26 protein-coding genes are annotated in these 26,466 nt (G+C 55.5%); 6 read left to right on the top strand and 20 right to left on the bottom strand.

The genetic code is table 11. The features are described 5' to 3' along the window. Positions 1-296: 296 nt before the first annotated feature. The 7 genes from JMJ04_RS33555 to JMJ04_RS33525 all read right to left on the bottom strand — a co-directional run bounded on the left by JMJ04_RS33555 (position 297) and on the right by JMJ04_RS33525 (position 8,091). Positions 297-494 (bottom strand): hypothetical protein, encoded by a 198-nt coding sequence (locus tag JMJ04_RS33555; RefSeq protein WP_201374748.1) that lies wholly within the window; start codon positions 492-494, stop codon positions 297-299. 26 nt (positions 495-520) lie between these two features. Further along, on the bottom strand, positions 521-1,129 hold the full coding sequence (locus tag JMJ04_RS33550) for a hypothetical protein (protein ID WP_201374747.1): 609 nt from the start codon (positions 1,127-1,129) through the stop codon (positions 521-523). 195 nt (positions 1,130-1,324) lie between these two features. Continuing rightward, positions 1,325-1,804, bottom strand: a complete 480-nt coding sequence (locus JMJ04_RS33545; RefSeq protein WP_236038743.1) for a transposase — start codon at positions 1,802-1,804, stop codon at positions 1,325-1,327. A 186-nt stretch (positions 1,805-1,990) separates the two neighbouring features. After that, the gene (locus JMJ04_RS33540; protein WP_201374746.1) at positions 1,991-2,374 is read right to left on the bottom strand and encodes a hypothetical protein; all 384 of its coding nucleotides are present in this window, start codon (positions 2,372-2,374) and stop codon (positions 1,991-1,993) included. Between the two features lie 437 nt (positions 2,375-2,811). Then, positions 2,812-4,791, bottom strand: a complete 1,980-nt coding sequence (locus JMJ04_RS33535) for a S9 family peptidase (RefSeq protein ID WP_201374745.1) — start codon at positions 4,789-4,791, stop codon at positions 2,812-2,814. Between the two features lie 10 nt (positions 4,792-4,801). Continuing rightward, complete coding sequence (locus JMJ04_RS33530; RefSeq protein WP_201374744.1) at positions 4,802-6,094, bottom strand: aminopeptidase P N-terminal domain-containing protein; 1,293 nt, start codon at positions 6,092-6,094, stop codon at positions 4,802-4,804. Positions 6,095-6,294: 200 nt separating this feature from the next. Next, on the bottom strand, positions 6,295-8,091 hold the full coding sequence (locus tag JMJ04_RS33525; protein WP_201374743.1) for a beta-L-arabinofuranosidase domain-containing protein: 1,797 nt from the start codon (positions 8,089-8,091) through the stop codon (positions 6,295-6,297). A 107-nt stretch (positions 8,092-8,198) separates the two neighbouring features. Between JMJ04_RS33525 and JMJ04_RS33520 the strand changes: the two genes are divergently transcribed. The 6 genes from JMJ04_RS33520 to JMJ04_RS33495 all read left to right on the top strand — a co-directional run bounded on the left by JMJ04_RS33520 (position 8,199) and on the right by JMJ04_RS33495 (position 15,740). Then, a complete protein-coding gene (locus JMJ04_RS33520; RefSeq protein WP_201374742.1) occupies positions 8,199-8,993 on the top strand; it encodes an AraC family transcriptional regulator in 795 nt (264 codons plus the stop codon). A gap of 207 nt (positions 8,994-9,200) precedes the next feature. After that, complete coding sequence (locus JMJ04_RS33515; RefSeq protein ID WP_201374741.1) at positions 9,201-10,217, top strand: LacI family DNA-binding transcriptional regulator; 1,017 nt, start codon at positions 9,201-9,203, stop codon at positions 10,215-10,217. A 254-nt stretch (positions 10,218-10,471) separates the two neighbouring features. Further along, entirely contained in the window at positions 10,472-11,779 is a 1,308-nt protein-coding gene (locus tag JMJ04_RS33510) for an ABC transporter substrate-binding protein (RefSeq protein WP_201374740.1), read from the top strand. A 93-nt stretch (positions 11,780-11,872) separates the two neighbouring features. Then, the gene (locus JMJ04_RS33505; protein WP_201374739.1) at positions 11,873-12,820 is read left to right on the top strand and encodes a carbohydrate ABC transporter permease; all 948 of its coding nucleotides are present in this window, start codon (positions 11,873-11,875) and stop codon (positions 12,818-12,820) included. Between the two features lie 23 nt (positions 12,821-12,843). Continuing rightward, complete coding sequence (locus tag JMJ04_RS33500; protein ID WP_201374738.1) at positions 12,844-13,692, top strand: carbohydrate ABC transporter permease; 849 nt, start codon at positions 12,844-12,846, stop codon at positions 13,690-13,692. Positions 13,693-13,745: 53 nt separating this feature from the next. Then, complete coding sequence (locus tag JMJ04_RS33495; RefSeq protein WP_201374737.1) at positions 13,746-15,740, top strand: glycoside hydrolase family 31 protein; 1,995 nt, start codon at positions 13,746-13,748, stop codon at positions 15,738-15,740. 62 nt (positions 15,741-15,802) lie between these two features. On the opposite strand, the gene JMJ04_RS33490 is transcribed toward JMJ04_RS33495, so the two are convergent. The 13 genes from JMJ04_RS33490 to JMJ04_RS33430 all read right to left on the bottom strand — a co-directional run bounded on the left by JMJ04_RS33490 (position 15,803) and on the right by JMJ04_RS33430 (position 26,098). Then, a complete protein-coding gene (locus JMJ04_RS33490) occupies positions 15,803-16,180 on the bottom strand; it encodes a Kelch repeat-containing protein (protein ID WP_201374736.1) in 378 nt (125 codons plus the stop codon). Positions 16,181-16,251: 71 nt separating this feature from the next. Next, the gene (locus JMJ04_RS33485) at positions 16,252-16,434 is read right to left on the bottom strand and encodes a Kelch repeat-containing protein (protein ID WP_201374735.1); all 183 of its coding nucleotides are present in this window, start codon (positions 16,432-16,434) and stop codon (positions 16,252-16,254) included. Next, positions 16,407-17,309, bottom strand: a complete 903-nt coding sequence (locus JMJ04_RS33480; RefSeq protein ID WP_201374734.1) for a Kelch repeat-containing protein — start codon at positions 17,307-17,309, stop codon at positions 16,407-16,409. The genes JMJ04_RS33485 and JMJ04_RS33480 overlap by 28 nt, the downstream gene beginning before the upstream one ends. Before the next feature lie 30 nt (positions 17,310-17,339). Then, positions 17,340-17,819 carry a hypothetical protein gene (locus JMJ04_RS33475; RefSeq protein WP_201374733.1) on the bottom strand — a complete coding sequence of 160 codons (480 nt, stop codon included), beginning with the start codon at positions 17,817-17,819 and terminating at the stop codon, positions 17,340-17,342. Between the two features lie 16 nt (positions 17,820-17,835). Beyond that, complete coding sequence (locus JMJ04_RS33470; RefSeq protein ID WP_201374732.1) at positions 17,836-18,405, bottom strand: phage tail protein; 570 nt, start codon at positions 18,403-18,405, stop codon at positions 17,836-17,838. Further along, on the bottom strand, positions 18,392-20,977 hold the full coding sequence (locus tag JMJ04_RS33465) for a baseplate J/gp47 family protein (protein ID WP_201374731.1): 2,586 nt from the start codon (positions 20,975-20,977) through the stop codon (positions 18,392-18,394). Before JMJ04_RS33465 ends, JMJ04_RS33470 begins: the two co-directional genes overlap by 14 nt. Further along, a complete protein-coding gene (locus JMJ04_RS33460; RefSeq protein ID WP_201374730.1) occupies positions 20,977-21,408 on the bottom strand; it encodes a GPW/gp25 family protein in 432 nt (143 codons plus the stop codon). The genes JMJ04_RS33465 and JMJ04_RS33460 overlap by 1 nt, the downstream gene beginning before the upstream one ends. Then, complete coding sequence (locus tag JMJ04_RS33455) at positions 21,405-21,746, bottom strand: hypothetical protein (RefSeq protein ID WP_201374729.1); 342 nt, start codon at positions 21,744-21,746, stop codon at positions 21,405-21,407. Before JMJ04_RS33455 ends, JMJ04_RS33460 begins: the two co-directional genes overlap by 4 nt. Positions 21,747-21,749: 3 nt before the next feature. Continuing rightward, the gene (locus JMJ04_RS33450) at positions 21,750-23,270 is read right to left on the bottom strand and encodes a phage baseplate assembly protein V (RefSeq protein WP_201374728.1); all 1,521 of its coding nucleotides are present in this window, start codon (positions 23,268-23,270) and stop codon (positions 21,750-21,752) included. Further along, complete coding sequence (locus JMJ04_RS33445) at positions 23,267-24,022, bottom strand: LysM peptidoglycan-binding domain-containing protein (protein ID WP_201374727.1); 756 nt, start codon at positions 24,020-24,022, stop codon at positions 23,267-23,269. Before JMJ04_RS33445 ends, JMJ04_RS33450 begins: the two co-directional genes overlap by 4 nt. Continuing rightward, positions 24,010-24,993 carry a hypothetical protein gene (locus JMJ04_RS33440; protein WP_201374726.1) on the bottom strand — a complete coding sequence of 328 codons (984 nt, stop codon included), beginning with the start codon at positions 24,991-24,993 and terminating at the stop codon, positions 24,010-24,012. The genes JMJ04_RS33445 and JMJ04_RS33440 overlap by 13 nt, the downstream gene beginning before the upstream one ends. Positions 24,994-24,999: 6 nt before the next feature. Further along, on the bottom strand, positions 25,000-25,482 hold the full coding sequence (locus JMJ04_RS33435; protein WP_201374725.1) for a phage tail protein: 483 nt from the start codon (positions 25,480-25,482) through the stop codon (positions 25,000-25,002). Next, positions 25,475-26,098, bottom strand: coding sequence for a phage tail sheath family protein (locus JMJ04_RS33430; RefSeq protein ID WP_236038740.1), 624 nt, complete (start codon positions 26,096-26,098; stop codon positions 25,475-25,477). Before JMJ04_RS33430 ends, JMJ04_RS33435 begins: the two co-directional genes overlap by 8 nt. Positions 26,099-26,466: the final 368 nt, after the last annotated feature.

Below are 26,466 nucleotides of genomic sequence, written 5' to 3'. Positions count from 1 at the left end.
TTCTTCGGCCGCGCCAATGTAGCTTTATTGGCTTCCAAAGGGCTTTGAGCAGCGATGGCAGAAAAAGACGAAGGTGGTATTACTTCAGATAATTGTACGATTTTGCCTCTATCTAATTATCGTATTTACAACGTGGGTTTTGAGAGCATGAGCAGAAATAAACAAGGATAAATGAGGGATGTCATTTCTGCTACCCTTCGTTTTCGGAAGAAATGCCCGCTTTCAGGTACAAAAGTATAAGTTCATTTCTTAGTATAAAAGCAACTTTTCAAGTTTGACGGTTCCAAATGGCTGTCTCAGGAAGGAATTCTTGCCATATCCCCACCAGCGGCAATGACCAGTCCAATAAAAGCTATAACCACCAGTACGGCACAGCCTGCAAAGGTATTAAATTTGGTCCCATATTGCTCCTGCGGCTCGCCAAGTTGATATGTCTTCCCCAATTGGAATACCTCCTCCGGAAAAGGAGGCTTCATGAATTCATATGGTTCCATTAAGGACTCCCTAACGAGCGCTCACTTTACCCCTGTTTTATCACCTGAAACGTTTCAGGTGCATACTTTTTTGCATCCTTGATCAATTCCTGACGCGTTTGCTCATTCAAAAACCCAGCCAGCGGCAGCATATGGGAAAAGCGGCTCATCTGGGCAGCCAGCAAGGCCCACCCTTGAATAACAGGGACATGTTGTCTAAGACCGTCCTCAACGGAAAGCCCGAAAACAGCAGGCCGATAAAAAATGAAACCCTCAACCAGCTTAGCGGGCTGATAAAAACGCGTAAAGTACGCGCTGTTTCCACCATACCAGTCTGTCTTTAGCTCTTTGATATTGTCCCAGGGAGTGTAGACCTTATAACCAAGGCCATTCAGTATCACACCCTGTGGGGAGGTTATCAGGCGCATGCGCCGAAAGCCAATAAAGACCAGAACGCCAAGCACTGCCATAATGCCCGCCCCAAAAAGGAACACTATACGTGACCCTATATCGATAGCCATGCGCAAAGACAGCACAAGGAATACCACGCCAAAACCAAGACCAAGGGCAAGAATAAACAGGTGCGCAACTAGCAATATGCTGTTCTGCTTATAGACTTTTTGTGGGGTCGATACTGAGGACTGAGCCTGAACCATTTGGTGCCTCCTTTTAAACTCATAGTTTTATCTGAGACCAGATTAACAAACAGAGAGTTTTCTCTGTGAGAATAACGTTGATCAGGTCTTTTTTTGCATGCAATCTGGTAGGCACCTGACAGGTGGAGGTGGTAATAAGAACGAAGGGTTGACACATTTTGGCCCAGTACTACGTAAGCTGCTACTTGTAGCAGCTTACGTAGTACTGGGCCAAGAAAGGGCGGCGTTCGCCCGGACTTTGGTCGCGTCGGCATACAGTTCTTTTCCCCAGACGAACCCTGCTTGTTGACACTGATCAACAATAGCCTCGAAAAAACGGCGGAAGACTTCAACCTCGTAGAGCGCTCGGATACGTGTCAGACTGAAATGATCCGGCAGAGCTTCGTCCAAATCGTAACCGATAGACCATCGCACACTCAAGCGATCCGCAGCTTGGCGCATGAGTTGGCGCTCAGAGCGAATCCCTTCAAAAAACATGACCAACTGCAGCTTGAAAAACACGACGGGATCAATGGAAGGGCGACCTCCCTGCGCATAGCTGTCCTGAACGAAGATCCGCACAAACGAGAGATCCAGTTTCTGATCCAAGTACCGATAAAAATGATCTTGCGGGACCAAATCATCCAGCGACATCTTGATCTGGGGAGCGAAGGTCCGCACTTTGGTTCCCATCATGGCAGCCGCTCCTTCTGCTCGACAAAGACTTCCTCTTCTGCCATGATTACGTTCTATGGCGCTTTAGGTTTTTTCAACAGGCCGCAGGGTTATCTGTAATGGTAACAAACCCTTGATAGCTACGCGACTAAAGATAAGGTATGATAGCATCACCAATAGTAAAGATTGCTATTTGGATGAATTGCCTCAAACGAGAATTACAGTGATTGTTAAGTCGGAATTGATCGTTAATCCTCTATCACCATTAATTGCGCAAATACCAGGAATAGGTGTACCTGGATTGTGGTATTGTGCGTCTGTAGAATAGCAAACAGTATTGTCCTTCTGCCAGATAGCATAAAGAACTGCTGTAGGAAGAGGGTAACTTGGGTAATTTGGTGACATTTGGTCAACCGTAATATAGTGGCCATTTTTGAAATCCGTTGTACCGACACACCAAGGAATCCACATTTCTATTCCTGCTCTTCCACCTGGTTGTAGCATTACTGTGTCGCTGGGATGTTCATGGTTGTTTAACCTAATAATCTTATCTGATTTGTTCTCAACTTGCCGAAATGCTGTTACGCCCATTGATTAAAATCCTCTCTGCTGGTCCTGTTCATACATTCTAGCTACAAGAATACATACTACCTATTAAACGTTCCTGCTAACAAAATTCGATTATAATTGTTGCCAATCAGAGAAAACAATGTGTTTCGCTAGATGTGGGAACTAACAGGGAAATATACCAAAAAGACAGATATGACTGAATGTACGATATGTCCCGTACCGAGGGTGTAAATTTGCGAATTAAGTGGGCGGATTGTTAAAAATTTTGATGATTAAATGGGAGAGCAAGCAATCAATATGAATCGGCTTACAGAGAGATCTCGAAACGTCGCCTTGATGGGGAGCAAAAATTTTGTGCTCTGCTGCCCGTTCTACCGCCCATTTAATTGTCAAGATTTAGTCAGAATCCGCCCACTTAATTCGCAAATTTACAGGTTAGAGGCTTTGTTGTTGGAGCACTAAGACTGTTTGAGCAAGTGTTGTTTGAACCAGGCAAGCACACGTTGCTGGTAGTCGCGCTGGTGTTTCAATTCGCCAAAGCCATGCCCTTCACGTGGGTAGACCGCCAGCACGGCGTCAACGCCGTTCTCTTGCAGTGCGCGATAGAAGCCGTAAGCCTGGCTGACGGGTACACAGAGATCCTTCTCGCCGTGAACGACCATTGTCGGTGTGGTTACGCGGCGGGCGTAGGTGATTGGCGAGCGCTCGCGATAGGCTTCGGGATGAGTGAGCGGATCGATAGGATGGCCGTTTTGCCCGAGGAAGCGCATATCCCAGCCCTGTTCGTTAGACTGAGCATGATAGCTATGGAAGTCGCTGATTCCAGCTCCCATGATCGCGGCTTTGAAACGGTTGGTCTGGGTGACGGCCCAGGCAGAGAGGAAGCCGCCATAGCTCCAGCCCATAATACCGACGCGCTCTCCATCAACCAGATTGCGCTCGACGAGATAGTCGACGCCGCGCAGAGCATCCTGAAAATCTTTTCCACCCATATCACCCAGTACAGCGTCAGCGAAGGCGACTCCATGACCCATACTGCCGCGCACATTTGGACGTAGGACGGCAAAGCCAGCCGCCGCCAGGTATTGCGAATGGTAGTCGCCGTCGTCCAGCCACGCCCCTGAGGGACCGCCGTGGACATGTAAGATCAGGGGTGGGGGAGTGCTGCCTTCATGGTGGAGCGGCCATGTCACGAGAGCGTCAATGTGCCAGCCATCAACGCTCTCATAGCGAATGCGCTCAGTCTTCGCCAGCGTCAGCGTCTCTTCCTGCTGCGGGTTCATACGCGTGAGGCGCTTCCAGGTAAGATCCCTCACGCTAGCGTCTTCATAGTGTAGTTCGCCAAACCAGACATCGTAGGGATGCTTCTCGCTGTGCGTAGCGACGACATAGCGCCGGTCTGCCGTCATTGACAGGTGGGGCCAGTGGCGGTCTCCCAGGGCGAAATTGCTGCTCAGGGAAGTCATCTTGCCAGTTGTGCTATCAAGCAAGCCTATCTGACAGGAGAGGCCTTCGAAGCCCGCGCAGATCAAGTGCCGCCCGTCAGGGAGCCAGCTACACCAGGTAGGACTCCAATCAAGCTCCGGTGTGAGATTGCGTGTCTGGCCATTCGTGAGCGAGATGACATAGATGTCGCCGCCGTTGCGGTCGGGATCACTCCAGTTGCCCGATACATATGCGATAGTATTACCGTCAAGCGACCAGGCGAGGGAGCATGCCTGGCGGTCAAGCTGGCTGAGCTGGCGAACTGCTCCGCCGCTAGCCGCGACGATACCAACCTGCCCCCAGTACCAATCGGAGTATTCGGGGCCAGTGGCGAAATAGACCGCCAACTGGCTGCTGTCAGGTGACCAGGCATATTGCCAGATAGAGACGCCATTGGGGGTGATAGACTCGGGAGTGCCATACGCAGGCCGCACTGTCCAGAGGCGGCGATAACGCTCCTCGCCAGGGCGCAATATGATAGGATCATTGCCTGGCTTGGGACCATCATGTGAGAGGAAGGCGATGCGGCTACCATCAGGCGACCAGTTGACCTCACTGATGCCATTAGGCATGGCGCAAATGGTCCGGCTTTCTCCACCTTGTGCGGGGACAATGCGGAGCAGGGCCTCGTCCTCATGCCCACTTTTAGAGATGAAGGCAAGCTGCTGGCTGTCAGGTGACCAGGAGGGGGCAGAATCATCGAGCGTCCCTGTGCTTAGGGGATAGGGGTCGCCGCCTGCTGTGTCTACACACCAGACACGTCCCCGCTGTCTAGGCTGATCTGGCACCCATTCGCGAACCACAAACGCGGCGCGCTTCCCATCAGGCGCAATAACCGCGCTGATGACGTTGCGTATACTAAAGAGCGTGTCCAGGACCACAGGCACGTGCGGATGAGTTGTGTGAAAGGGGATCGCCTCCTGTTGGGAGACCGTAGAATGTAACTCGTTCATAGGAAACCCTCTATTTGTTTGCGATAATGGCTTCGATTTCTGCGAACGTCTTGGGTGCGTCGCTGGTGAGGTTCTCGTAGCCCTGCTCGGTTACAAGGATATCGTCCTCGATGCGAATGCCGATGTTCCAGAACTCGGGGTTCACGTCTTTGGTGCCTTCGGGGATATAGATCCCCGGCTCAATGGTAAAGACCATGCCAGGTTCGAGCTTTGGATCTTCGTCCCATTGCCCCAGGCGCTTGTATGGGCCGAGATCATGAACATCAAGGCCCATCCAGTGGCTGGTGAAGTAGCCATAGAAAGGCTGATAGGCTTTATCCGCGATAAGCTGCTTCACATCGCCTTTAAGAATGCCCTGCTCCACCATCCCTGTTGTCAGGACCTCGACAGTATGGTCATGGATATCGGTAAGCGTAATACCTGGCTTGACCATCGCCGTTGCGGTCTCAAGTGCTTTGAGTACCAACTCGTAAAGCGTGCGTTGGGCAGGTGTGAAGCGTCCGTTGATGGGATAGGTGCGCGTGATATCGGAGCTATAGTACTGGTATTCGCAGGCCGAGTCAATAAGAACTAGTTCACCATCTTGCATCTGACGATTGTTCTTATCGTAATGCATAATGGTCGCGTTGGCACCGGAGCCGACAATAGGCGCGTAGCCATGGCGAGGCGAGCCGTGCTGTTGGTAGACATATGACAGAATCGCCTGGACCTCGTACTCGTACATTCCCGGTTTGAGGGCTTTGAGCACCTCGCTATACGCTTTGGCGCTAATGCGAGAGGCTTCACGAATCAGCTCGATTTCCTCCGGCGATTTGCGTACGCGCATTTCACTCAGAATAAATAGAGGATCGGCGATCTGACGTGGGATGAAGACGCGGCGGTGGCGCGCGAGCAGTTCTAGCAATTGATCATCGAAGGATTGGGCCTTGCCGCTGCTGTAGTAGAGGGTTTGACAGCCTTTGAGATATTCAGGTAGTTTCTCCGCGAACTGCTCAAGTGGGTAGGCAATATCAGCGCCATACTGGCTCATCGCTCCCTCTGGACCGGCGCGCCGTCCCGTCCAGGATTCAGCGAAGGGGTCGCGTGGCGCGACGAAGAGGATAAAGTGATGCTCTGGATGCTCTGGGGCCAGGACGCAGATCGCTTCTGGTTCCTCGAAGCCTGTCAAATAGTAGAAGTTGTTGTCCTGGCGATAGGTAAATTCCAGGGAATCGCCACTGCGCCGAAATTGTGGGCAGCTACGGAGGATTGCCACGCCCCCGCCCATGCGATCCATAAATGCTTTTCGTCGTGCTTCAAACATACGATGGAGTCCCTCTCTAGCAAAAAATAGTCTGAATCAGTCTCTGCCTATGGTATCCTATTTAGAATGAGTACTACATTATATGATGCACAGCCAGGCGGAAGCTTGTACAATTGAGTTATGGTTTATGCTGATTTATGCATAATGGCGCAGCCTTAAAGGAGATGCAGAAGCAAGACCCTCCTGCATCTCCTTTAAAACTATTCAGTAATAGGGAAGTAGACAGTATAACGCTCGTCGCGAATGTCGCACAGAGGGAGGAAGCGTGTGGTGTGCGGCTGGTTGCGCGTCTCATAGCTATCAGGCTGCCAGGCGGCATACTGGCGTTCATGATAAGGAGCCAGGAGCGTTTCGGGCTGATCTTTACTTCCATAGAGCATAGACGCGTCATCGCATAGTCCGGCTAAAACTATGGGACCATCCATAAAGGCCATCATGTCAGATGCACCTGGCAGGGGGACGATTTGCAAGGCTTTCGGAAGCAGGATGGTAAGCTTATCGTTATGCCAGGTTCGGCGAATGCTGTAGTAGCTGGATGGAGTGTGAGGAACCTGTTGGCGCTCGCCATTGATCGTGATCGTTGGTTCGTCCGCGAGCCACCAGGGCAAGCGCAGCGTAAGTGTATACTCTGTGGGCTGCTCGCAGTTGACGCTAAGCGTATACTCGGGATGTGATGTCTGGCGCGGCTGCTCACGCGAAGCCTTCAGCGCGTAGACGTCGTGGGCCTTGCTCTCCAGAGTTACGCTAACTTCGGATCCATCGTGATGCCATTGCACGCGGGAAGGGATGTACTGGCTGACGAGCAGCCCTTCATCATTCGTGAAATAAATGTCGCGCGTATGGCTTGCCTGTGCCTGCACAAGGGTTCCGTGACAGCACCAGAAATCATTCGTCGGAGTTCCCCATACTTTGGTTCCTCCCGTCTCCAGAGGCAGGTAGTACGCGACCATGCCTGTCTGCGCGTTCTGCTGCGCGAGGATACCATTATAGAAATTGCGCTCGTAGTAGTCCGCGTAGACGACATCGCCGGTCCAGCGGAAGAGATAGTTCGCCAGGCGCATCAAGTTATAGACAGTACAGTGTTCCTGGTTTTCGGGTCCGAGTTGCCCGCCAAGTTGATGCGGTGGACACCACATCTCATCGCTTGTCTGACCACCAGTGCAGAAATAGCCGCGATCCGTAACCGCGAGGCGCCAGTATGCTTCAACAATGTCGCGCCAGCGCTGTTCACCGGTTACCTCCCAGGCACGCGCTGCGCCATGCACTTCGGGGATAGTGGTATTCGCGTGCATATATGTCAGCACATCTTCCCCAGCAAGCAGGCGATCAAAGAGGCGGCGGCGATCATAGCGCCGTATGAGATCCAGGTGTTCCTGTTTGTTGGTGACACCGTAGAGGTTTGCCCATACTTCAAGCATGCCGCCGGTTTCGACATCGAGAATATCGTCCATCTGCTCGCGTGAGAACTGCCCTGTCCAGCGATGAAACCAGTTTGCCCAGTGGATGAGGATGTCAAGTGCTTGCTCATTCTGAGCAATTTCGTACATATCGTACAGACCCATCAAGGTCTTGTGCAGAGTATACTGAGGTGCCCAGATACGCTTGCCACGCGCGATCCAGTCGAGATACTTTTCTGGAATAGAGCCGATCCACTCGCCTCCCATTTCTTGCTGACAACGCGCCAACTCGGCCACGATAAAGTCAGCCTTCCCTTTGATCTCAGTATCGCCCGTCGATGCGAACAGGCGTGCCGCAGCCGAGAGCCAGTGTCCGAGGAAATGTCCGCGCAATTGGCTGGTTGGCGATTCCCATCCGCCGTGGCAATCTGTTGGTTGCTGGGGCGGGTTCCAGAGTCCAGCTTCACCATAATGGTTCTGCAACAGATGAGAACTCTTGAGGCTGAGCATATAGGCGCGATTAAGCTCTGCCCTTTTCTTGAGTGATCCCGGCTGAAGCGTGACTGCGTTCCAGGGGAGCGAATGGTGAGTTTCAAACATTGAAGGACCTCCTCTATAGTTCCGTGTCTGGTATATACATGATAGGATAAAGGACGTAGGCACGAGGCGCAATGTAGATTCTCAACGCAAAGGTGGAAAATTTCAACATGTCCGGCTCGATTTATCGACTAGATGGGCAACCAGAAGTTCTGAGTATGGGTTTTGTGCAGGAGGAAACACTGCACGCTGACCGTGTGCTGGATTTCTGGGTGCTTGGTATGCTCACAAGGGGTGCGACGAGTTTACAGGTGGGTGGGGACCGAGTGAACGTATGCGCGAATAGCTATTATCTTCTGCCGCCATATGTGCGGCATTATGGGATACAGAGCGGGACAAGCTTCGATGTAATCTATTTCCACTTTCTAACGAGAGAGGGAGGTTACGCGTCTCAAATGTTGAGCTTGCCTGTCTTGGGACGCATACCACCCGATACCTCATATCTTAACCTGTATCGCTTTCTCAAGCGCGCTGTGGACTTTGCCGTGTTGTCCCCCGCGCAGATAAACGTGCAGGTTGCCGCGATCCTCGCACAACTGAGCGCCATGCAGGATTACACAGGGAGTGAACAGGATAGGCCGAAGCGACTGGCCTATCGCGTCATGGACTACCTCAGAGAGCATATCGAGCAGGATGTGAATAGTGAATTGATCGCGGAGGAGTTAGGATATAGTTATGGACACCTGGATCGTGTCTTTCGGCAGCACTTTGGCAGGAGCATTCATCAGAAGCTACAACACCTGCGCATCGACATCGCGGCGGAATTACTGGTGATGGGTAAACCAATCAAGGAAGTAGGAGTGCAAGTCGGTTTTCATGATTATCACTATTTCCTGAAAGTCTTTAAAAAGATCCGAGGTGTCTCACCGGGCGAACTGCAACGTCGCCCGTCTGCCAGATGGTAAGCTCTGGAGCGTGATTAGCCTCTGAAGAAACTCTCGTGTACACTGCCACTCTTGACAGGGGTGGCATTTTTAGCGCAATATGCAGGTGAATAACAGAGCTATACATTGATGGCAAATATGTCTTGCCACATCGTATGCTCACGTAGGAGGGAGAGGCTTTGCTCTGGCCTGATTGTCGAAAAAGTTGTGAATAAGTCATCGAACAATATGAAAAACTCGCCCAAGATGTCGGATATCGCCAAGCGCGCGGGCGTTACCTTAAGCACCGTCTCGTATACGCTGAGTGGGAAGAGACCCATTTCCGATGCGGTGAAGCAAAAGGTCTACCAGGCGATGGAAGAGTTGGGGTATCAGCCGAACTCGCTGGCGCGCGCGCTGGTGACCAAGCGTACGCGTATCATCGCCTTGCTCTATCCTGCCTGGAGCTCCAAGTTAGGTCCCCAATCCGAGTTTATTACCAGTATCGCGGCCTCGGCTACCGATCACGGATATGCTCTCCTGCTGTGGACGTCCCCCCTGACCGATGATGAGAAGGTAATGGACATGACCCACCAGGGCTTTATCGATGGAGCGATTCTCATGGAAGTTGCCCTGCATGATCCACGTGTTGAGTTGCTCCAGAAGCAGCATGTGCCCTTCGTGATGATTGGCCGCTACGCGGAAAATGCCGATATGAGTTTTGTGGACCTGGATTTTGATTATGCGTTGGAGACAAGCGTTCGTTACCTGGTAGAGGAGGGGCATCGGCATATCGTGCTCATTAACCAGTCGGCAGAGCTTTTGGAGCGGGGCATTGGCTATGTCGTGCGCTCCAGGGACGCTTTTTATCGCGAGATGCAGAAGCATGGGTTACAGGGCATAGATTGCTGCTGCGAGGCAAATGATCAGGCGGGGTATGAGGCAACAACGAACCTGCTGAATGACCATCCAGCCATTAGTGCTTTCATTCTCATGACGCCCTGGCCGAGCGGTGGTATTATCCGCGCTCTTACTGACAAGGGCTTGCGCATTCCTGAAGATGTTTCCTTAGTCGCGATTTTCTCACCGCACCTGGCGCAGATGACGATGCCCGCCCTTACTTCGGTCGATTTCCCTTTTGAGGAGATGGGACGACTAGGAGCGCAAATTCTGGTGGATAAGTTGAATGGGATCGAGACCGCTGCGAGACAAGTCTTGCTGACTCCGCCTCTCACCATACGTTCTAGTTCAGGCCCTCATCGCTAAGACATCAATATTGACAGATATCACTCTTGACAGTTTCTGTTCTTGAACTTATAATTTCTCTATCGAAGCGCTTCGATAAAAGGGACAAAGCTGATTCCAGATCGAGAGGGAAACATGACTGGAGATTCCTGTGGAGCGGGAACGCATCTCCATTCACTGGAGAGTATGTTCGTGTTGTTTCACAGGGGAGGGGGCAGAAGGTGGGCTTTTACTCTCGTGTCGGGTGTGATGGTCAATCCAAAGGAGGATATACAATGGATCCACAGCCGTTTAAAGTGGCGGGTCAAGCATATATAACATCCCAAAAGCGCACCTCTAAGCGCTTTTTCAGCCTGATCTCAATGAGTTGCCTCATATTTCTCGCTCTGGGACTATTGTTGAGCGCCTGTGGTGGGTCCGCTCAAAGCTCTAACGGGAAGATTGAGCTTACCGAGATGGACTACCTGGGAACAGAGCCAGCAAACACTGAAATCAATAAACTCATCAAGCAGTACGAGCAGGAGCACCCGGACGTGACGATCAAACGAACCGCGGTGCCGATTGGCTCATTCACCACCAAAGTATCCCAGCAGGTCGCGTCGCATACACTACCGGACATCCTGGTTATGGATAATCCGAACCTGCCGACGTTCGCATCAACTGGGGCGCTCACACAGCTCGACTCCTATCTGACGGGCGATCTCGCCTCCTCCAAATTCTACGGAGGCTCGCTCTCCACGATGCAGTACCAGGGCAAGACCTATGCTGTGTCAACGGGGAACAACGATCTCGCGCTCTACTACAACAAGAAGATGTTCAATGACGCCGGTCTCAAGCCTCCCACGACCTGGGCTGAGCTGCAGGCTGACGCGAAGGCGTTGACCAAGGGCAATACCTACGGCTTCGCTCTCTCGGCACCTGCTACCGAAGAAGGTTCCTGGCAGTTTGAGCCGTACCTGTGGTCGAATGGTGGTGATCTCGACAAGGTCGATGGCCCTGCAGGCGTCGGAGCATTGCAGTTCCTTACGGATATGCTGAAAGACGGCTCCCTCTCCAAGGCCTCGCTGAACTGGGGCCAGGCCGATGTCCTGACACAGTTTGAAGAGGGACACGCGGCTATGATGGAGAATGGTCCCTGGGACCTGAGCCTGTTGAAGCAAGCCAAGGTGGATTACGGCGTTGTTGCTCTGCCAGCCCCGTCCGCTGGGAAAAAGACAGTCTCCCCGCTGGGCGGAGAGATCTGGACCATTCCGCAGACCGACGACACGCATCAGAAAGCTGCCTGGGATTTCCTGAACTGGCTGGAGCAGCCAAAGCAGATCACGGACTACGACCAGGTACAGGGCTACATTCCTCCTTTGAAGGCTGCTGCCCAGGATCTTCTGAAGCAGAATACCGAGTTGCAGGTCTTCGCCGATGAGTTGAACAACGCCCAGGCTCGCACCGCCAAAGTCGGCGAGAAGTATCCCAACATCTCGCAGCAGATCTGGACTGCCGAGCAATCCGCTCTCTCTGGCAGCCTCTCTCCACAGTCTGCGCTGACCCAGGCGCAACAGAAGATCGACGCGATTGTAAAGGGCTAATGTGGGATCTCTCCTCTCGCTTGACTGGCCCACGCTTTCTAACGTGGGCCAGTCAAGCGAGAGTTCTGGTGTGTGTGTTCAGGGAGGCTTATCGTGGCTACGCATATTCAGGAGCAGCAATCGGTGGTCAGAGGGAACGTGTCGAAATCAATAGCGCGCAGAAGCAGTCGTTCGCGCCTGGTTCGCTTCTCATTCCTGGTGCCAGTGATTATCTACTTGCTCATCTTCTTTGGTTATCCGCTCTATTATAGTATCAGTGTGAGCCTGGAGAAATACACCCTTCAGACTGAATACACGGGCAACGCGCCCTTCATTGGCCTGAGCAACTATATCGCCGTGCTTCAGGACGCGACGACCGGTGGTGCGGCGCTTCACACGCTCATCTTCACGGTGGGGTCGATCGTGCCTCAGTTTGTGATCGGTCTGGCGCTGGCGGTGTTTTTCACCAAAAAGTTCCCGCTGAGCCGTTTTCTGCGCTCGTTGATGCTCCTGCCCTGGCTGTTGCCTCTGGTCGTGTCGGGAACGGTCTGGCGCTGGCTCTTTGATCAGACGAACGGCATTATTGACCAGACGTTGGCGGGCCTGCATCTCATCCCCGCGCACTTTGGCTGGCTGACCACTCCTGGATACGCCCTGGCAACAATTATCGTGACCAACATCTGGATTGGCATCCCCTTTAATATGGTGCTGCTATACAGTGGCCTGCAAGGCATTCCGGGCGAGCTCTACGAGGCGGCGTCAATTGACAGTGCGACCCAGTGGCAGCGTTTCTGGTATGTTACCCTTCCGTTGCTTAGACCGGTGATCGGCGTTGTCTTGATGCTTGGCCTCATCTACACGCTGAAAGTATTCGACATTGTGTATGTAATGACCGGTGGAGGCCCGGCGAACACGACGCAGATTTTCGCGACCTGGTCGTATAACCTCTCCTTCGCACAGCAGCTGTTCGGGCAGGGATCGGCGTTAGGGAATGTTATCCTGGTCATTTCACTGGTAGTGGCGCTATTCTACGTACGCGCCAACCGTCAGCAGGATGCCTGAGCATAGACAAAGGAGATTTCGCAATGCAGGCTCAATCTGTCAAGCGCAAAAGGAGCGTTTCGCTGCGCCCGCTTCTCTTCCTCATCCTGGGGTTGATCATTACCGTGATAATGCTCTTTCCCGTGTATTGGATGATTGTCAATTCGCTGGAAACAAACCAGGATATCTTCAAGATACCCGTCTCGCTGATCCCGACCCAGATCACGTTTGAAGCGTATACGGCGACTTTCGCCGATCAGTTCCCGCACCTGCTTACCAGCCTGATCGTCGCGCTGGGGGCGGTGGTGATCTCGCTCGCCATCGCGATTCCCGCTGCCTATGCCCTGGCGCATTTCCGCCTGCGCTTCTCGAACGTGTTGATTTTCGCGCTCTTGCTGGCGCAGATGATCCCGGCGGTCACCCTGGCGACGCCGATGTTTCTGATCTTTAACAAGCTGAACTTGTTGAATAGCTACCTGGGCTTGATTCTGGCAGATAGCACGTATGCTGTCCCCTTTGATGTAATTATTCTGGCCGCGTATATGCAATCGCTTCCCTATGAACTGGTCGAGGCGGCGTTTATCGATGGCACGGGTGAGTGGGGCGCGTTCCTCAGAATCATACTGCCGCTCGCGTTGCCGGGTATTGTGACGGCGGGGCTCTTCGCCTTCCTCTTCGCGTGGGGCGACTTCCTCTACGGCCTCACTATTATGACGGTGAATGATATTCAGCCCATTTCCCTGAGCATCTATGGCTACCTGGGGCAGTTTAACTCCCAGTGGAATAACCTGATGGCGGTCGCGACCCTCGGAGCGATACCAGCCGCGATCCTGCTGATTGTCTTCCAGCGCTATATCACGTCCGGCCTCTCGTCTGGTGCGTTGAAGGGCTAGGAACTGGTGAGTGGGGATGTCTCAGAACTTCGGACCAAGAAAGAAGGATTATCATGCAAGGTTTTCAACGATATGCAAATGCACTACTGTGGGAACGGAATCACGAGCAACTGCGCATAGAGCCGTGGGGGCGCGACAGCCTGCGCGTCCGTTCGACGCCTAATGCTGCAGTTCGTGACGACCTGTTGAGCGTCCTTTTGTCGCCGGAACCAACGGAAGTGCAGATCGCGATTGACGCGCAGGGGGCCAGGATCAGCAATGGCGCGCTTACCGCGAGCGTTTCTCCGCAGGGGCATGTTCGCTTCTCCAAGACGGAGAGCGGAGAGGAACTGCTGGCGGAAACCCCTCTTAAGCATTCGACCCGCATTCCACCTCGCCATTTTAAAGCGCTTCACAGCGATCTCTATCATCTGGAGGCGCGTTTCAAGGCGTATGAAGGCGAGAGGCTCTACGGTCTGGGGCAGCACCAGCACGGGTTGCTCGATCAGAAGGGGGCGGTAGTCGAACTGGCCCAGCGCAATACTGAAGTGGCGATTCCCTTCCTGTTCTCAAGCCGGGGCTATGGCCTGCTATGGCACAACCCGGCCATCGGGCGCGTGGAGCTTGGCAAAACCGCGACGCGCTGGATCGCCGAGGCGACCGCTCAGCTTGATTACTGGATCACGACGGGCGATACGCCCGCCTCGATCATGGAGCACTATGCCGATGCGACCGGCCATGCGCCTGAGTTCCCCACATGGGCCTCTGGTTTCTGGCAGTGTAAATTACGCTACCGCACGCAGGATGAATTGCTCCAGGTCGCCCGCGAGTATAAGAAGCGCGGCCTGCCTCTTTCGGTTATTGTTATTGACTTCTTTAACTGGACCTTGCAAGGTGACTGGCGCTTTGATCCGCAAGCCTGGCCTGACCCCCAGGCCATGGTTGACGAGCTCAGAGCAATGGGCGTCGAATTGATGGTTTCCGTCTGGCCGACAGTCAACCCCATGAGCGAGAACTTCGTGGAGATGCAGGCGCGTGGCCTGTTGATGCGCACGGAGCGTGGCATCCCCGCTATGATGATCTTTCAGGATAACCGTCCGGAGGGTCCGGCCTTTGTGCAATACTATGACGCCACCAATCCCGAGGCACGCGCGTTTGTCTGGGAGCAGGTACGCGAGCACTACTATCAATACGGTATCAAAACCTGGTGGCTGGATGCTTGCGAGCCGGAGATGCATCCACTGGATGCGGATAACGTTCGTTTCCACCTGGGCAATGGCAGTGCAGTGGCGAATGCCTATCCGATGCTGCACGCCAAGGGGTTCTATGACCATCAGCACCGGGAGAGCGATGAGCCTATCCTCAATCTCTGCCGCTCGGCCTGGGCAGGGAGTCAGCGGTACGGGGCGGCTGTCTGGTCAGGAGATATCGATAGCACCTTTGAGGATTTGCAGATTCAAGTGCGCGCGGGCCTGAATATGGCCTTGAGCGGTATCCCTTGGTGGACAACCGACATCGGCGGCTTCTATGGTGGCGACATCGACTCGCCTTCCTTCCGCGAACTGCTGATTCGCTGGTTCCAGTACAGTACCTTCTGCCCGATGCTGCGTCTGCATGGCTACCGTAATCCCGAGCGCAACATTGACGCCATGATCGATACCGGCGCGGAGAACGAGGCGTGGTCGTTTGGCCCGGAGGCATACGAGATCATTAAGGAGCTCTTGTTCTTGCGCGAGCGCCTGCGCCCGTATGTCGAAGCTCAGATGAGGGTAGCGCACGAGAAGGGCACCCCTCCCATGCGGCCCCTCTTCTTCGATTTCCCTGAGGATGAGGAGTGCACGCGTGTAGATGACCAGTTCCTCTTTGGCCCCGACTTGCTGGTGGCCCCAATCTTGACGGAAGGCGCGCGCAGTCGCGGTGTCTACCTGCCCGCGGGGACCACCTGGACCGATGCCTGGAGCGGCGAGACGTTTGAGGGTGGCCACTATATCACGGCAGTGGCCCCCTTAGAGCGGATTCCAGTGTATCTTCGTGATGGAGCCGATGTGCCCATTCGAGATGGCCGCTAAGTAGCGAACAAACAAGCAGTGAAAAACAAAGCAGGCGGGACTCAGCGAAGCAGGAAAGCCTCTCAGGGACGAGAGGAATCCTTTCCCTTGATGATGCGTTTTCTTTCTTGCCCGGTTTGTGGTATCGTCGCTTCGGTGTGCGGGTAAATTTCTCCTACCTGCATACCGTGCATCGCCACTGGCTGGTTATTGTAGACCTCGACTATATTGACTGGGCTCCCGGCAAAGCCACCTACAGCATAGATCCTTCCATCCTGTCCAAGCGCTCCTCCAAGCCCATAGCGTGCGGTCGGCATGGCGACAAGGGTTGTCCAGGTATTCGTTTTGGGGTCATATGCTTCCACCGTTTTGAGAGGGCCGTTTGCGTTTCGACCCCCAATGGCGTAAATTCGCCCATCGGGCCCTACCACTGCCGTCAATCCCGTGCGTGCGGTTGGCATAGGTGCAAGGGTTGTCCAGGTGTTCGTCCTGGGGTCATATGCCTCTACCGTCTTCAGGATGCCGCTTGCGTTTATCCCCCCATGACGTAGATACGCCCATCGGGGCCAGCCGCCGATGCGAGCCCATAGCGTGCGGTCGGCATCGGTACAAGGGTTGTCCAGGTCTGTGCCCTGACATTATACGCCTCCACCACGTTTAGCTCGCCGCTATCTAATTTACCGCCTATTACATAGATGCGCCCATCGGCCCCCACGGCAGCAGTAAGGTTGGAACGAGGGTGGGCAGAGTGGAGGCAAGAGTTGTCCAGGTATCTGTCAAGGGATCGTAGGTATCCACTGTACTGAGCTGGTTATTGCCGGAGTCTGCGACACGATTGGTGCCGCCAATAGCATAAATAAGGCCATCGGGCCCCAGTACCGCCGCTAGATACCCTCGGCGGGTGGGCATCTGCGTACCGGTAGTCCAGGTATTCTTCGCGGCGTCGTAGATCTCCACGCGGGTAAGGTAATAGCTGCCATCGGGATTGATACCATGGCCACCGATCGCATAGAGCCGCCCGTCGGACCCCCGTACCACCACCAATCCCTCACGTGCGGTTGGCATAGGCGCAACGCTCTTCCATTGTCCAGCCACGACAGTGGGGGTAACGGTGGGTTGCATGGCGATGGGTGCAGGGGCTTTCCGAGTGATCTGACTGAGTCCATAGGCTGCGCCACCTAGCAAAATCAGCGCTCCTAGCGCAGCGGCCACGATCCACCAGGGGAAGGGTTTTTTCACAGGTGCCGCGGCGGGCACCGTAAATTTGACCGTTGGCCCCTCGCTAGTGTCATCATCGGGATTGGCCAGGTCCAGCATATCCAGCCGGAAGGTGTAGTCGCCAGTTGGGGCGCCTGGTGGAACGGTAATTTGCACGGTATATTGCTGGCTTCCGGTGCTGGCGAATTCGCGCTCAGATTCTCCCAGCAGCGTCAACCAGGAACTGGCAGCCGATGAGAGGGCGACCACGCGGGCGCGACCGCTAATGACTCGTGTCGTTGTGTTAGAAACGGTAAACGAGGTCTGCACCTGGCGACTGCTATCCAGAGGCACGCTGCTGGTCGCCGCGGTGATCGCAAATGAGCTTGACATAGTTTTATCCTCCTGGAGGTCCGGCTCAACTTACTTGAGTGCGAGGAGACACGCAGGTGCCCCCTCCGTACGAAGGCACGTGATACTGAGTGTCCCATGCGCTTTGCCCGGGTAAACTTTGAAATTGGTATCCGTTGTGGTCTCTGCCCCCATGAGGGTCTTTTGCACGGGTAGCGTCTCTTCCTGAGTGAGCGTTACCGTCGCCGACGCCCCTTGTATGAGTTGCAGTGAGACCAGACGCAGCGTGAAGGGGGACTCTCCAATGCCAAACGTGCAGACGCTGCCCAGGGGCACGACGAGCGTATCTTTCTGAAGACAACTCGCGGGCGCAGGCCTCAGATCACCAACCTTTAACGGCTGCTGAATGACGAGAGCTCTACCCAGTCCCGTCACCCACCCAGGAGGCTGGAATGCCTGATCGTCGGAGTGTATGGCCCCAAGGTTGAGACCGACGACGAAGAGGACACCTATCACGAACAATAGGGCGAGAAAGACTTTGGGGCTGCGCATACGAATGTACCCCTTTCTAAGAGGAAGGTGGTCTGCCTTCTGGATTCTCCACCATTTCAAGTTCATAGGTAACATAGGCAGGCTTTTCCGACTCGATGATCTGCTCGATCATGGCGCGGTATGGCGCCGCTTCGTGTGGGGCCCGAACGCGCAGGTGGAATGGTCGGGGCAGGCCATCAGATCCCGGCACCTGCTCCTCTATCGTGAAGCCTTGTACGCCGGTTGCCGTTTCCAGGAAGCGTAGCAGTCCCTTTGCCGTCCCTCGCCATTGTGCCAGGAACGGTACGGCAGCTATCAGTTCGCGGAGCCGCCCCATTCCACTGGGCCAGGAAGGAGCAGCCTGCGTCGCGGATGTTGCGGGAACGCCCTGTAAAAAACGTTCTAGATCGACCCAGCTCGCCAGGAAAGGCACGAACGCATCGGGAGCGCGATAAGGATCAAAGAACGCATCAAGCTGGTCTAACACTGCCTCGTCTGGAGCTGGCAGGGCTTCCATCACTTCGAGCAGGGTGAGCAAGGGCGAGCCTCCCTCTATGGCCCGCTGAAAAACCTCGGGGAGCAGGCGCTCAATATCAGTCCGCTTCATCTTCACCTACTACCGCTATATCGTGCTCGCCTGAGACGAACAACCAGGTTGCTGGCAACGTCACTTTGTCGGGGAATTCTTTGTTCGAGGATGAAGAGTAGGCCCCCCCACCATCCTCGCTACGGAAAATCCCCTTTGCTCCGCCCGCCAGTACCAACCCGGTTTCAGGGTCCGCTCCAAGCGCGATGACCGGGTGGAAGCGGCCCGGGTCTCTCAGGGGCAGGCCACAGCCTACGTCAGATACTCGCCAGGCGGCATCACGTCCACGGCGGTCTAGTTGCAGCACACCCGCGCGATGAGAGCCCGCCAGAACCTTCGTGCCGATAAAAGTGATTGAGCGACACGTCCCCCCAGTCCAGTTTTTTCCGAACCTTTGCCATCCTTCTGGCGGGTCCTCTGAGCCGCGCAACTCCCAGGTAAAGCATCCCTTGCCGGGGTCATCTCCGCCGGAGACCGCCGCGCCCGCCCAGATAAATGAGCGGGGACCATCGTGCTCTATCACTAATTCCCTGATATCCTCGCCACGCAGCCCAGTATGCCGAAAGGTGCTCGTCGCGCCCCCACTGCTGGAAAGATAGACCCCACCGGTATTCTGCGCCGCCACAGCGACGTTTGTGCTCCCCCGCGCGTCCGTACTGGTTGTTACCGCGTAAAAGCCTAGCCCCTGATTCGACTGGTCCACGAGCACCTGTACAGGGCTACTGCCCGGCTGCATGGTGAGTTCATACAACCCGACGTTTGTCGCCAGTAGCAGAACAGGCGCGCCGCCCCGTAATGTCCATGCCAGGTCCTGTATCAGGAATGCCAGGGAGTAGATGGTGGCTTCCCATGTTTCTGCGCAATCTCGCGAAATGTGCAGGCGCGATCCCTTATCGTTGGGCAGGCGAGTGGCAACGGCGACAAGCCCCGCTTGACGCGCATGAACCTGCACAACGGTGATTTCCTCTCCCTTGAAGCGGCCAGCCGGCTCCCAGCCCCCGCCATCGTTGAGCGAGCGGAACAGCATGCTTCCACTCCCGACATACCAGGTTCGCGGCTGTGTGCTATCGGCGACAAGTGTTGTTACATTACTCTCGGGGACCTCATCTACCACGAGCCGTACCTGATCCACCCAGCGCACCCCTGGCTCTGCTAATGCCACATCGTAGACATGGGATGCGCGCAGGGCCTGCCCAAAGGGCCATCCAGTCGAACTGAACGGTGTCGGCAGTGGGTTAATCGTCTGGTGCAGGCGTTCAATGACCCGCTGCCTGACTGCCTGAGGATCTTCTTCCCGCCTGATCACGATTCTCGCCTTCACACGTACCTCCTTATAATGGGCCCAATTTACCAGGCAGGTCGTCCCAAGCGGACGTCGCTCGTCCAGTGCCTGCTGGACATGTACGCGGGCCTCCGTGGTCTGGTGGTCCTGGAGCACGGACACCGTCACCTGTCCTCCATCCCGCTTCTCTTCGGGGAGAAAGGGAACCAGCAGCACTTCTACGGTTCCAGGTGTGGCATATGCCCATAACGCGGCCCGCGTCAGCGCTTTCGCTCGTGCCACTACCCGTGAATTGTAGAGCGCGACCAGTTCGAAATCGCGGGCAGTTACCGCCCGTTGCAATGAGTGCAATTGCTGTGGCCCGCGCACCAACGCATTCTCCAGCGTTTCCGCCGCGCGTCCTCCCACTGCCGGACCGGGGTTTGTGACCTGGACGCCGATGATCTGGTCCTTCAGTTTGGTCAGGGTGTTGGCCTCAACATTTCCCTCTGGCCCACCCCCACGCCGGTACCAGACCCGTATCTCTCGCCTAGCACCCGGAATAGCCGATAGTGCATGTGCAACATCTTCCAGCGCGCCCCCCCGCTGCCCAAGCCGCGCCGCTGGGGCGAACATGATCATTCCCGACATCCTATCGGCAAGGTAAACATACGGGTCATCTCCAACGTTGGTAAAGCTATCAACCTCGCGCCATACACGATAGGTCTTGCCTTGATATTCGATTGCTGGGATACGTTCGCCCAGTTCGCCTGGCCCAGCTTCAACGCCGACGATCAGGTCCAAATCGTCTCCCGTTCTCGCTACGAATGGTGCCCGCTGTACCCTGATAACCAGATTGGGCAAACCGGTACCCGTCCCGGCAAGCTCACCCTCCACCAGATCGCAGTGGTGAGCCAATACTTCTACCTGAGTTCTACCAGCAGGGATAGTCGCGTTCACCGCCGTCGTAAAGATAAGCGCGTCGCTTGAACTCCCCGAGCGACTGAGCGCCACCCGCGTTCCCCGAGGGATCTGGATCGGTTGATCCTCGGCTCGTGCCCGGCTAAAGAGCAAGCTCACGCTGGCCGCGGCTGGGGGTTGCAGGCGCAGGCCGATCAACCTCAAGAACTCGATGTACATCTTCTCGGGCACACGGTTTAAGCGGTAGATCATCGTTTCGGTGAGGTGCGCGAACAGTTCCAGCAGCACCATTCCGGGATCGCCCGGCGAAAGGTCTGTCCACTCCGGAGACGACTGCGTAATACGACGACGCGCTTCCTCCATAAGCTGCCGGAAGTCACGATCGTCCAGGTTGGGCGAGGGAAGTGGCATTAGCGTCTCCCTCCCGCAAGGTTAAAGGGAAGCGTCGTGACATCGGTCTGCTGGGTGGCCCGTACACGGTATTCAAGGCTGATCGTGAGTTGTTCTGGATTCACTGCGTCACGCTGCGCATCTAGCCGCAGCACTTCAATGCGCGGCTCCCACCGATCGAGCGCCTGCCGCACATAGTGAATGGCTAAACCGGCAGTCGTCTCATCATTGGGAGAGAACACCAGGCGATGCAAATGACAACCATACTCAGGGCGCATGATTCTCTCGCCTGGGACAGTGGACAGCAAGAGTAAGATTGCCTGGCGTACGGAGTCACGATCGTCCACCATGGCAATACCTCCCCGTGGAGTGAGACCGAGGCCCGCTGGCCCCTCCGACGTGTCCAGGTCGGGATGGACGAATTTCCAGGCGCGATAGCGTGGCGTGCTCATAGTACCTCCGTCACGAGTTGTTGACCGGGGTCGCGCACCGTGTATTTGACCACGCCCGGTGGCGTCCCGTCGGTCAGGCCGGTCACCGTATCCAGGCAGATGCGCTGACCATGAATGCGCAGAAAATCGGAGTAGCCGACCTCTACGTTGAGGGTGCGAGTACATGGTTTGATCGTGGCGCCAATATTCGGGCAGCCCGTGATCAACCTGCCTTCCGGATCGTTCTCTACCAGCACCTTTCGCTGCTCGATGGTCACCAGGTCCTGGGTCGTCGCGAGAGAGACGACTCCTAACTCGTGTTTGCAGGTAATAACCCCATACTCAGTGAGCCACTTCATCGTTTATCCTCTCTCAAAGTCGATGTTCTTGCCGCGAATGACTACCCGTTGCCCCGGTGCCTCGATCTCCAGATCCGCCGTCGCATGTACGCGCACCTTCTGCGGCGAGAGTTCGCAGTAGCTTCCACGACTGTTCTCCAGGCGGATCGTCTGCTGCCCATCATCAAGCTGGATACGCTGCCCGCCCGGGGTCAGCAACGTATAGCGGCGCACCACACCGCCATCAATGCCCACATCTGGTGGTTCCTCTACTCCGTAGAGTCCACCGAGCACTACTCCCTGGCCTGGATCTTCGTGCGCGAAGAGGACCAGCACGTGATCTCCAATGTCTGGTAAGGTTATAAATCCTTTTCCCGCGCCCGCCCCTGCGCTCAAAACCCCCATCCAGTCTGTCTCCACATTGCCATACGTTGGCAGGGAAACGCGAATGCGCCCTAACTTCTCGGGATCATCTATCTGAGTTACCACTCCTGGCGTGGCGAGACTGCTACGCGACCGCGGTCGCGTAGCAGGAGGAGAACTGGTGATTTCGGAAATAAACCCCTTACGGGCATCAATGGTATGCGTGACAGCCGAGAGGACGTAGCGCCCCGCCACGGCGTCGGCTACTCCTGTGACCTCCACCGGCGTTCCTGGTTGTAGGCGTGGATCGCCCTCGGCTATCCCCCAGAGCGTCACTTCTCGCGCTACCCGCAAGTCTAACTCTGCCTGAGCGAGCCCGATCGCGTGATCGCTGCCAGGTGCCGCTTCATCAACAAGCTCGCGCCTCTCGCTTCCACCGACATGTGCCGGCGTTATCCCGGCGGCAACAGCACGTCCTACTCGCGCCCGTGATGCCTGGCCTTCGTGGGTTTCTATTCGTGATGGATCCCATCCCGCCGCGGCCACTGATTGGCATACCGTGTCAGCATTGATCTCGATGCGTGCTTGAGGGAGGGACTCGCCCAGGGCAAGTGGCACGACCTCGCCAATGCCTTGCAAGGTCAACAGATGCAGGACATTTCCCCGTAGCGCCAGGTATAACCCACACCGTTCGGCCACTTCCTGCAGGAGTTCGAGATCTGATTGCCGATGCTGGATGAGCCGGGGCCACAATGGTCCAGGTTCCGCTGCCTTCACAACCAATCCCAGGTCGGCGGCCAGTTCTTGCGCCAGGTCTCGTGTAGTGACCTGTACATGGGCGCGCACCGATTGGCGCTTCCGTAGCCGATGCAGGAGATCGTACCCACGAACGCGAATTGCGCGACCATAGGCTGGCTCGTAGCAATGCTCAACTGCCGTCACTTGACCCACAAAAAGTGGTTCCGGTTGCCCTGCGATCATGACACGCAACGCTGTCCCTGGTGTGAGCCATACGGCGCTCGCCAGGGATGCTGGTGGATCGGCAAATGTCAATTCGCAGAGCGTCGGCAGCGAGAGACGCTGCTGAATCCGTACCTCTCCTAGCGACTGCGAAATATCAGTGGCGAGCGCCGTTCCCTCTGCTTCCACAAGCACCTCGGGCAGGGAATGTACATAGTTCATGCGCCTTCTCCTCCTAGCACCGAGAGTGGCGGGATGCGCAGCAAGAAACCCACTGGGAGGTGAAGCGGATCTTGCAGATTATTGAACGAGGCGAGCATCCGCCATAGAGAGGATACCTCTGCTGCCGATTGTTCTGGGTAGTAACGAGCGGCAATCACATCGAGACGCTCACCTTCGCTGACAACATGCACGCGTACGCGGTCCTCTGATACACTCTCCGGAGGCACTTGTAGCCCTTCCGGGGAGAGCGTTTGAGCCTGAAGGGGCTGCCTTCCTGGTAACGTCGTTTTCAGCGACTCGTTTACTCGCCAGAGCCTCATACGCAACCAGGAGCGCTGTGGGGCCCCCTCTGCTGTAAACTGCTCCAGGTGCTCAGCCACCGCGACCACGATCGCGGGTATGTTCCACGATTTGCCCCAGACAAAACGCACCAGCGGAGGCCGTCGATAGCTACTGACGCCACGAGTATTTTCAGCAAGGTTCCATAGTGGTCCCGTGAGATTACGCACATCACCCGTCACGATGGAAGACCCTGCCAGAGAAATATCAAACAAGAGATTGAGTTCTAGCTCTGTCCTGCCACCTCCGGTGTAGAGCAGGGGATCATCCCGTAACTCTACTCCGTTCACCACTCCTCCCAGTGAACGCCGGGGCAGCACTCCCGCCAGCCGTCGCATCACCAGGCTATCGGGATTGAGTAAACATCCCAGGCGCTCATTGGTTTCTTCCAGCAAAAAGGCTACGCGTTCCATGAGCGACCTCGCTGTTCCTCGTCCAAGCGCTGCTCCCGTTCCCAGGCTCGTCGCGCTATGTCCCAATCCGTGCTCAGGTTGCGGGTTGCCTCTTCCTCTGGAAGAGATGGCCAGCGCATGCTTGCCTGTTCCTGCTCGATGAGTGATTGATGGTCGTATGCTGAACCTGGCATGCTCGCTTGAGACCAGAGGTTGTGCTCATTCTTCTCGCTGTCTTGTAAGTGATTGCTTACCACTTGCGTGTTTGGCGCATGCAAAGCACCCTGGCTCACCTGATGGCTGTGGCCAACGCCTGCCTGGGGCAAGGTTTCTCCCGCTGGTTCTGCTGGCTCAGTCTTCTCTGTTCGCGCTGGTCTCCTCCCTTCTACACCTATTAGCGCTCCTCCGCTGTTGCCAGTTGGAAACGTGTGCCAATCAGTGAAAGGGCGAGCGTCGTGACTGGCCTGCTTGGCGGAAGGTACACGTGGGCTCTCCTCTCCTGACACAGACGCTTCCATGTTGACCTGACGTTCCCTGCGTGCCTCGTCAGGCTGTTTACCCGGCTCCGCTGACCTGCTAGTATCCTTCTTCACTCGTAGCGCCGCAGGCACATGCATTTCCTTTCCGTCGATCATTGTCCATGTGCCGCTCTGTTTCTGTGCCGCCAGGGGTACCTGAGATGGTATTGCCGTGCTCCGGCTGGCATGCCCTTTCTGCCACAGCAGTTCTGGTGCGCCTTGCTGCACGCGTGCCAGCCAGTGAGCAGGCGGACTGTCAATATCCCCACTTTCCACATATTCTTCAGGGATCGGCGACTGCGCTACCGGCATGGGTGAAGATACAAAACGAGAATCGACGCGCTGCGCGCTCCCCTGGCCCCATAGCACTCCGCGACGTTCGGCTCCCGCCTGCCTGGCCACGAAATCTGCCCAACGCTGTAACTGGCTTGCCAGTGCATGCAACATCAAGCCTTTGACGTTCCGTTTTTCCATCGTTTTCTACGCCCGTTGCAACGTCTCGTAGACTAACGTCAAGGTCTCGATGGCGGCCTCGCGATTGAGCGCGTCCAGGGGAGCGCCACGCCACTCAGACGGCCAGGCATTGATGAGATCCCAACGCATCATTTCGCTCACGCCATCACTATCGAGCATCAGAATAGAGACATTCTTGCGTTCGACTCTTCCTGCCACTGCGGTCATGAGCCAATCCCAGACCTCATGCGAGGCGGTGAGTCCATAGCGTAACGTCACATCGGCATATTCTACCGGGCCTGGAATGCAATGCACCACCTGGTTCGTTCCCCCTTCGCGGTACTTGATGACTTGAATCTTGATTCCCAGCCCACTGCAAGCAGTAAAATGTCCTTCAGTGACACCCTGAATCACCAGTTTAAAGTTATAGGCCCGATAGGGGTCGTTGAATACGCCTGGTTGCGCACCAGACGGCGCCGTTCCTGGTGCTATATCTCCAGCTTCAGGCATTAAAACCTCCCACAGTTTCTGTATCAAGCCCACTTGCATGCTGACTGATACGGAAAACAATGAACTCGGCGGGTTTGACAGGGGCAATGCCAATAACCGTGACAACCATACCAGCATCAATGGTGTCGGGTGGATTTGTTTCTTCGTCGCACTTGACAAAGAACGCTTCCTGAGGGGTGCGACCCATCAACGCCCCGTCTCGCCACAAACGCGTCAGGAATGCCGAGAGGTCCCTCCGGATCGATTTCCATAGGGTCCTGTCATTTGGTTCAAAGACAATCCAGCGCGTACTCGTGGCTATCGATTCTTCAATCATATTGAACAGGCGCCGCACATTGAGATAACGCCACTCACTACTTCCATCGGCAATGGTACGCGCGCCCCAAACACGAATTCCCTCACGCGCGAACGACCGAAGACAGTTTACGCCACTCTGATTCAATATCCCCTGTTCATCGCGTGTGAGCAGATAGGTAAGATTGAGCGCACCCCGTACCGCTTCATTCGCTGGTGCTTTATGTACACCTCGCGTCGCATCCGTGCGCGCCCAAATTCCGGCAAGATGACCAGAGGGCGGCACATCAACGAGGTCGTTGGGCGAGAGTGAGTCGCGCACTGTGATCCAGGGGAAATAAAACGCTCCATAACCGCCATCTGACTGCCGTGGCCGAGCCCCCCTCGATCCCCGAGTTCCGCGGTCGTACCGTCATCTACCTCGGCGGCGTTGCCCTTTTTGGTTTCACCAGTCGCCCCTGCATGACCCGTTCCCGATGTCGGCTGGGCCTTCGCTGTGGCAACCTGTGTCAGCAACGTAATGTCTTCAATATTTTCAGACGCGTCCAGTATCGCGACCCGGTCCTTGAGCCTTTCACAGTGCGAAAGGACGAGGTCATATGAAGTTGCATCAGTGTATCCCGGTGCTGCAACGATAGCGACCTCATCGATCTGCTCAAGGACATCGAGTCCTACGCGGGCACGTCCTCC

The organism is Ktedonobacter robiniae, assembly GCF_016587375.1.
GTDB lineage: Bacteria > Chloroflexota > Ktedonobacteria > Ktedonobacterales > Ktedonobacteraceae > Ktedonobacter > Ktedonobacter robiniae.
This window is presented reverse-complemented; position numbering and strand designations above follow the sequence as displayed.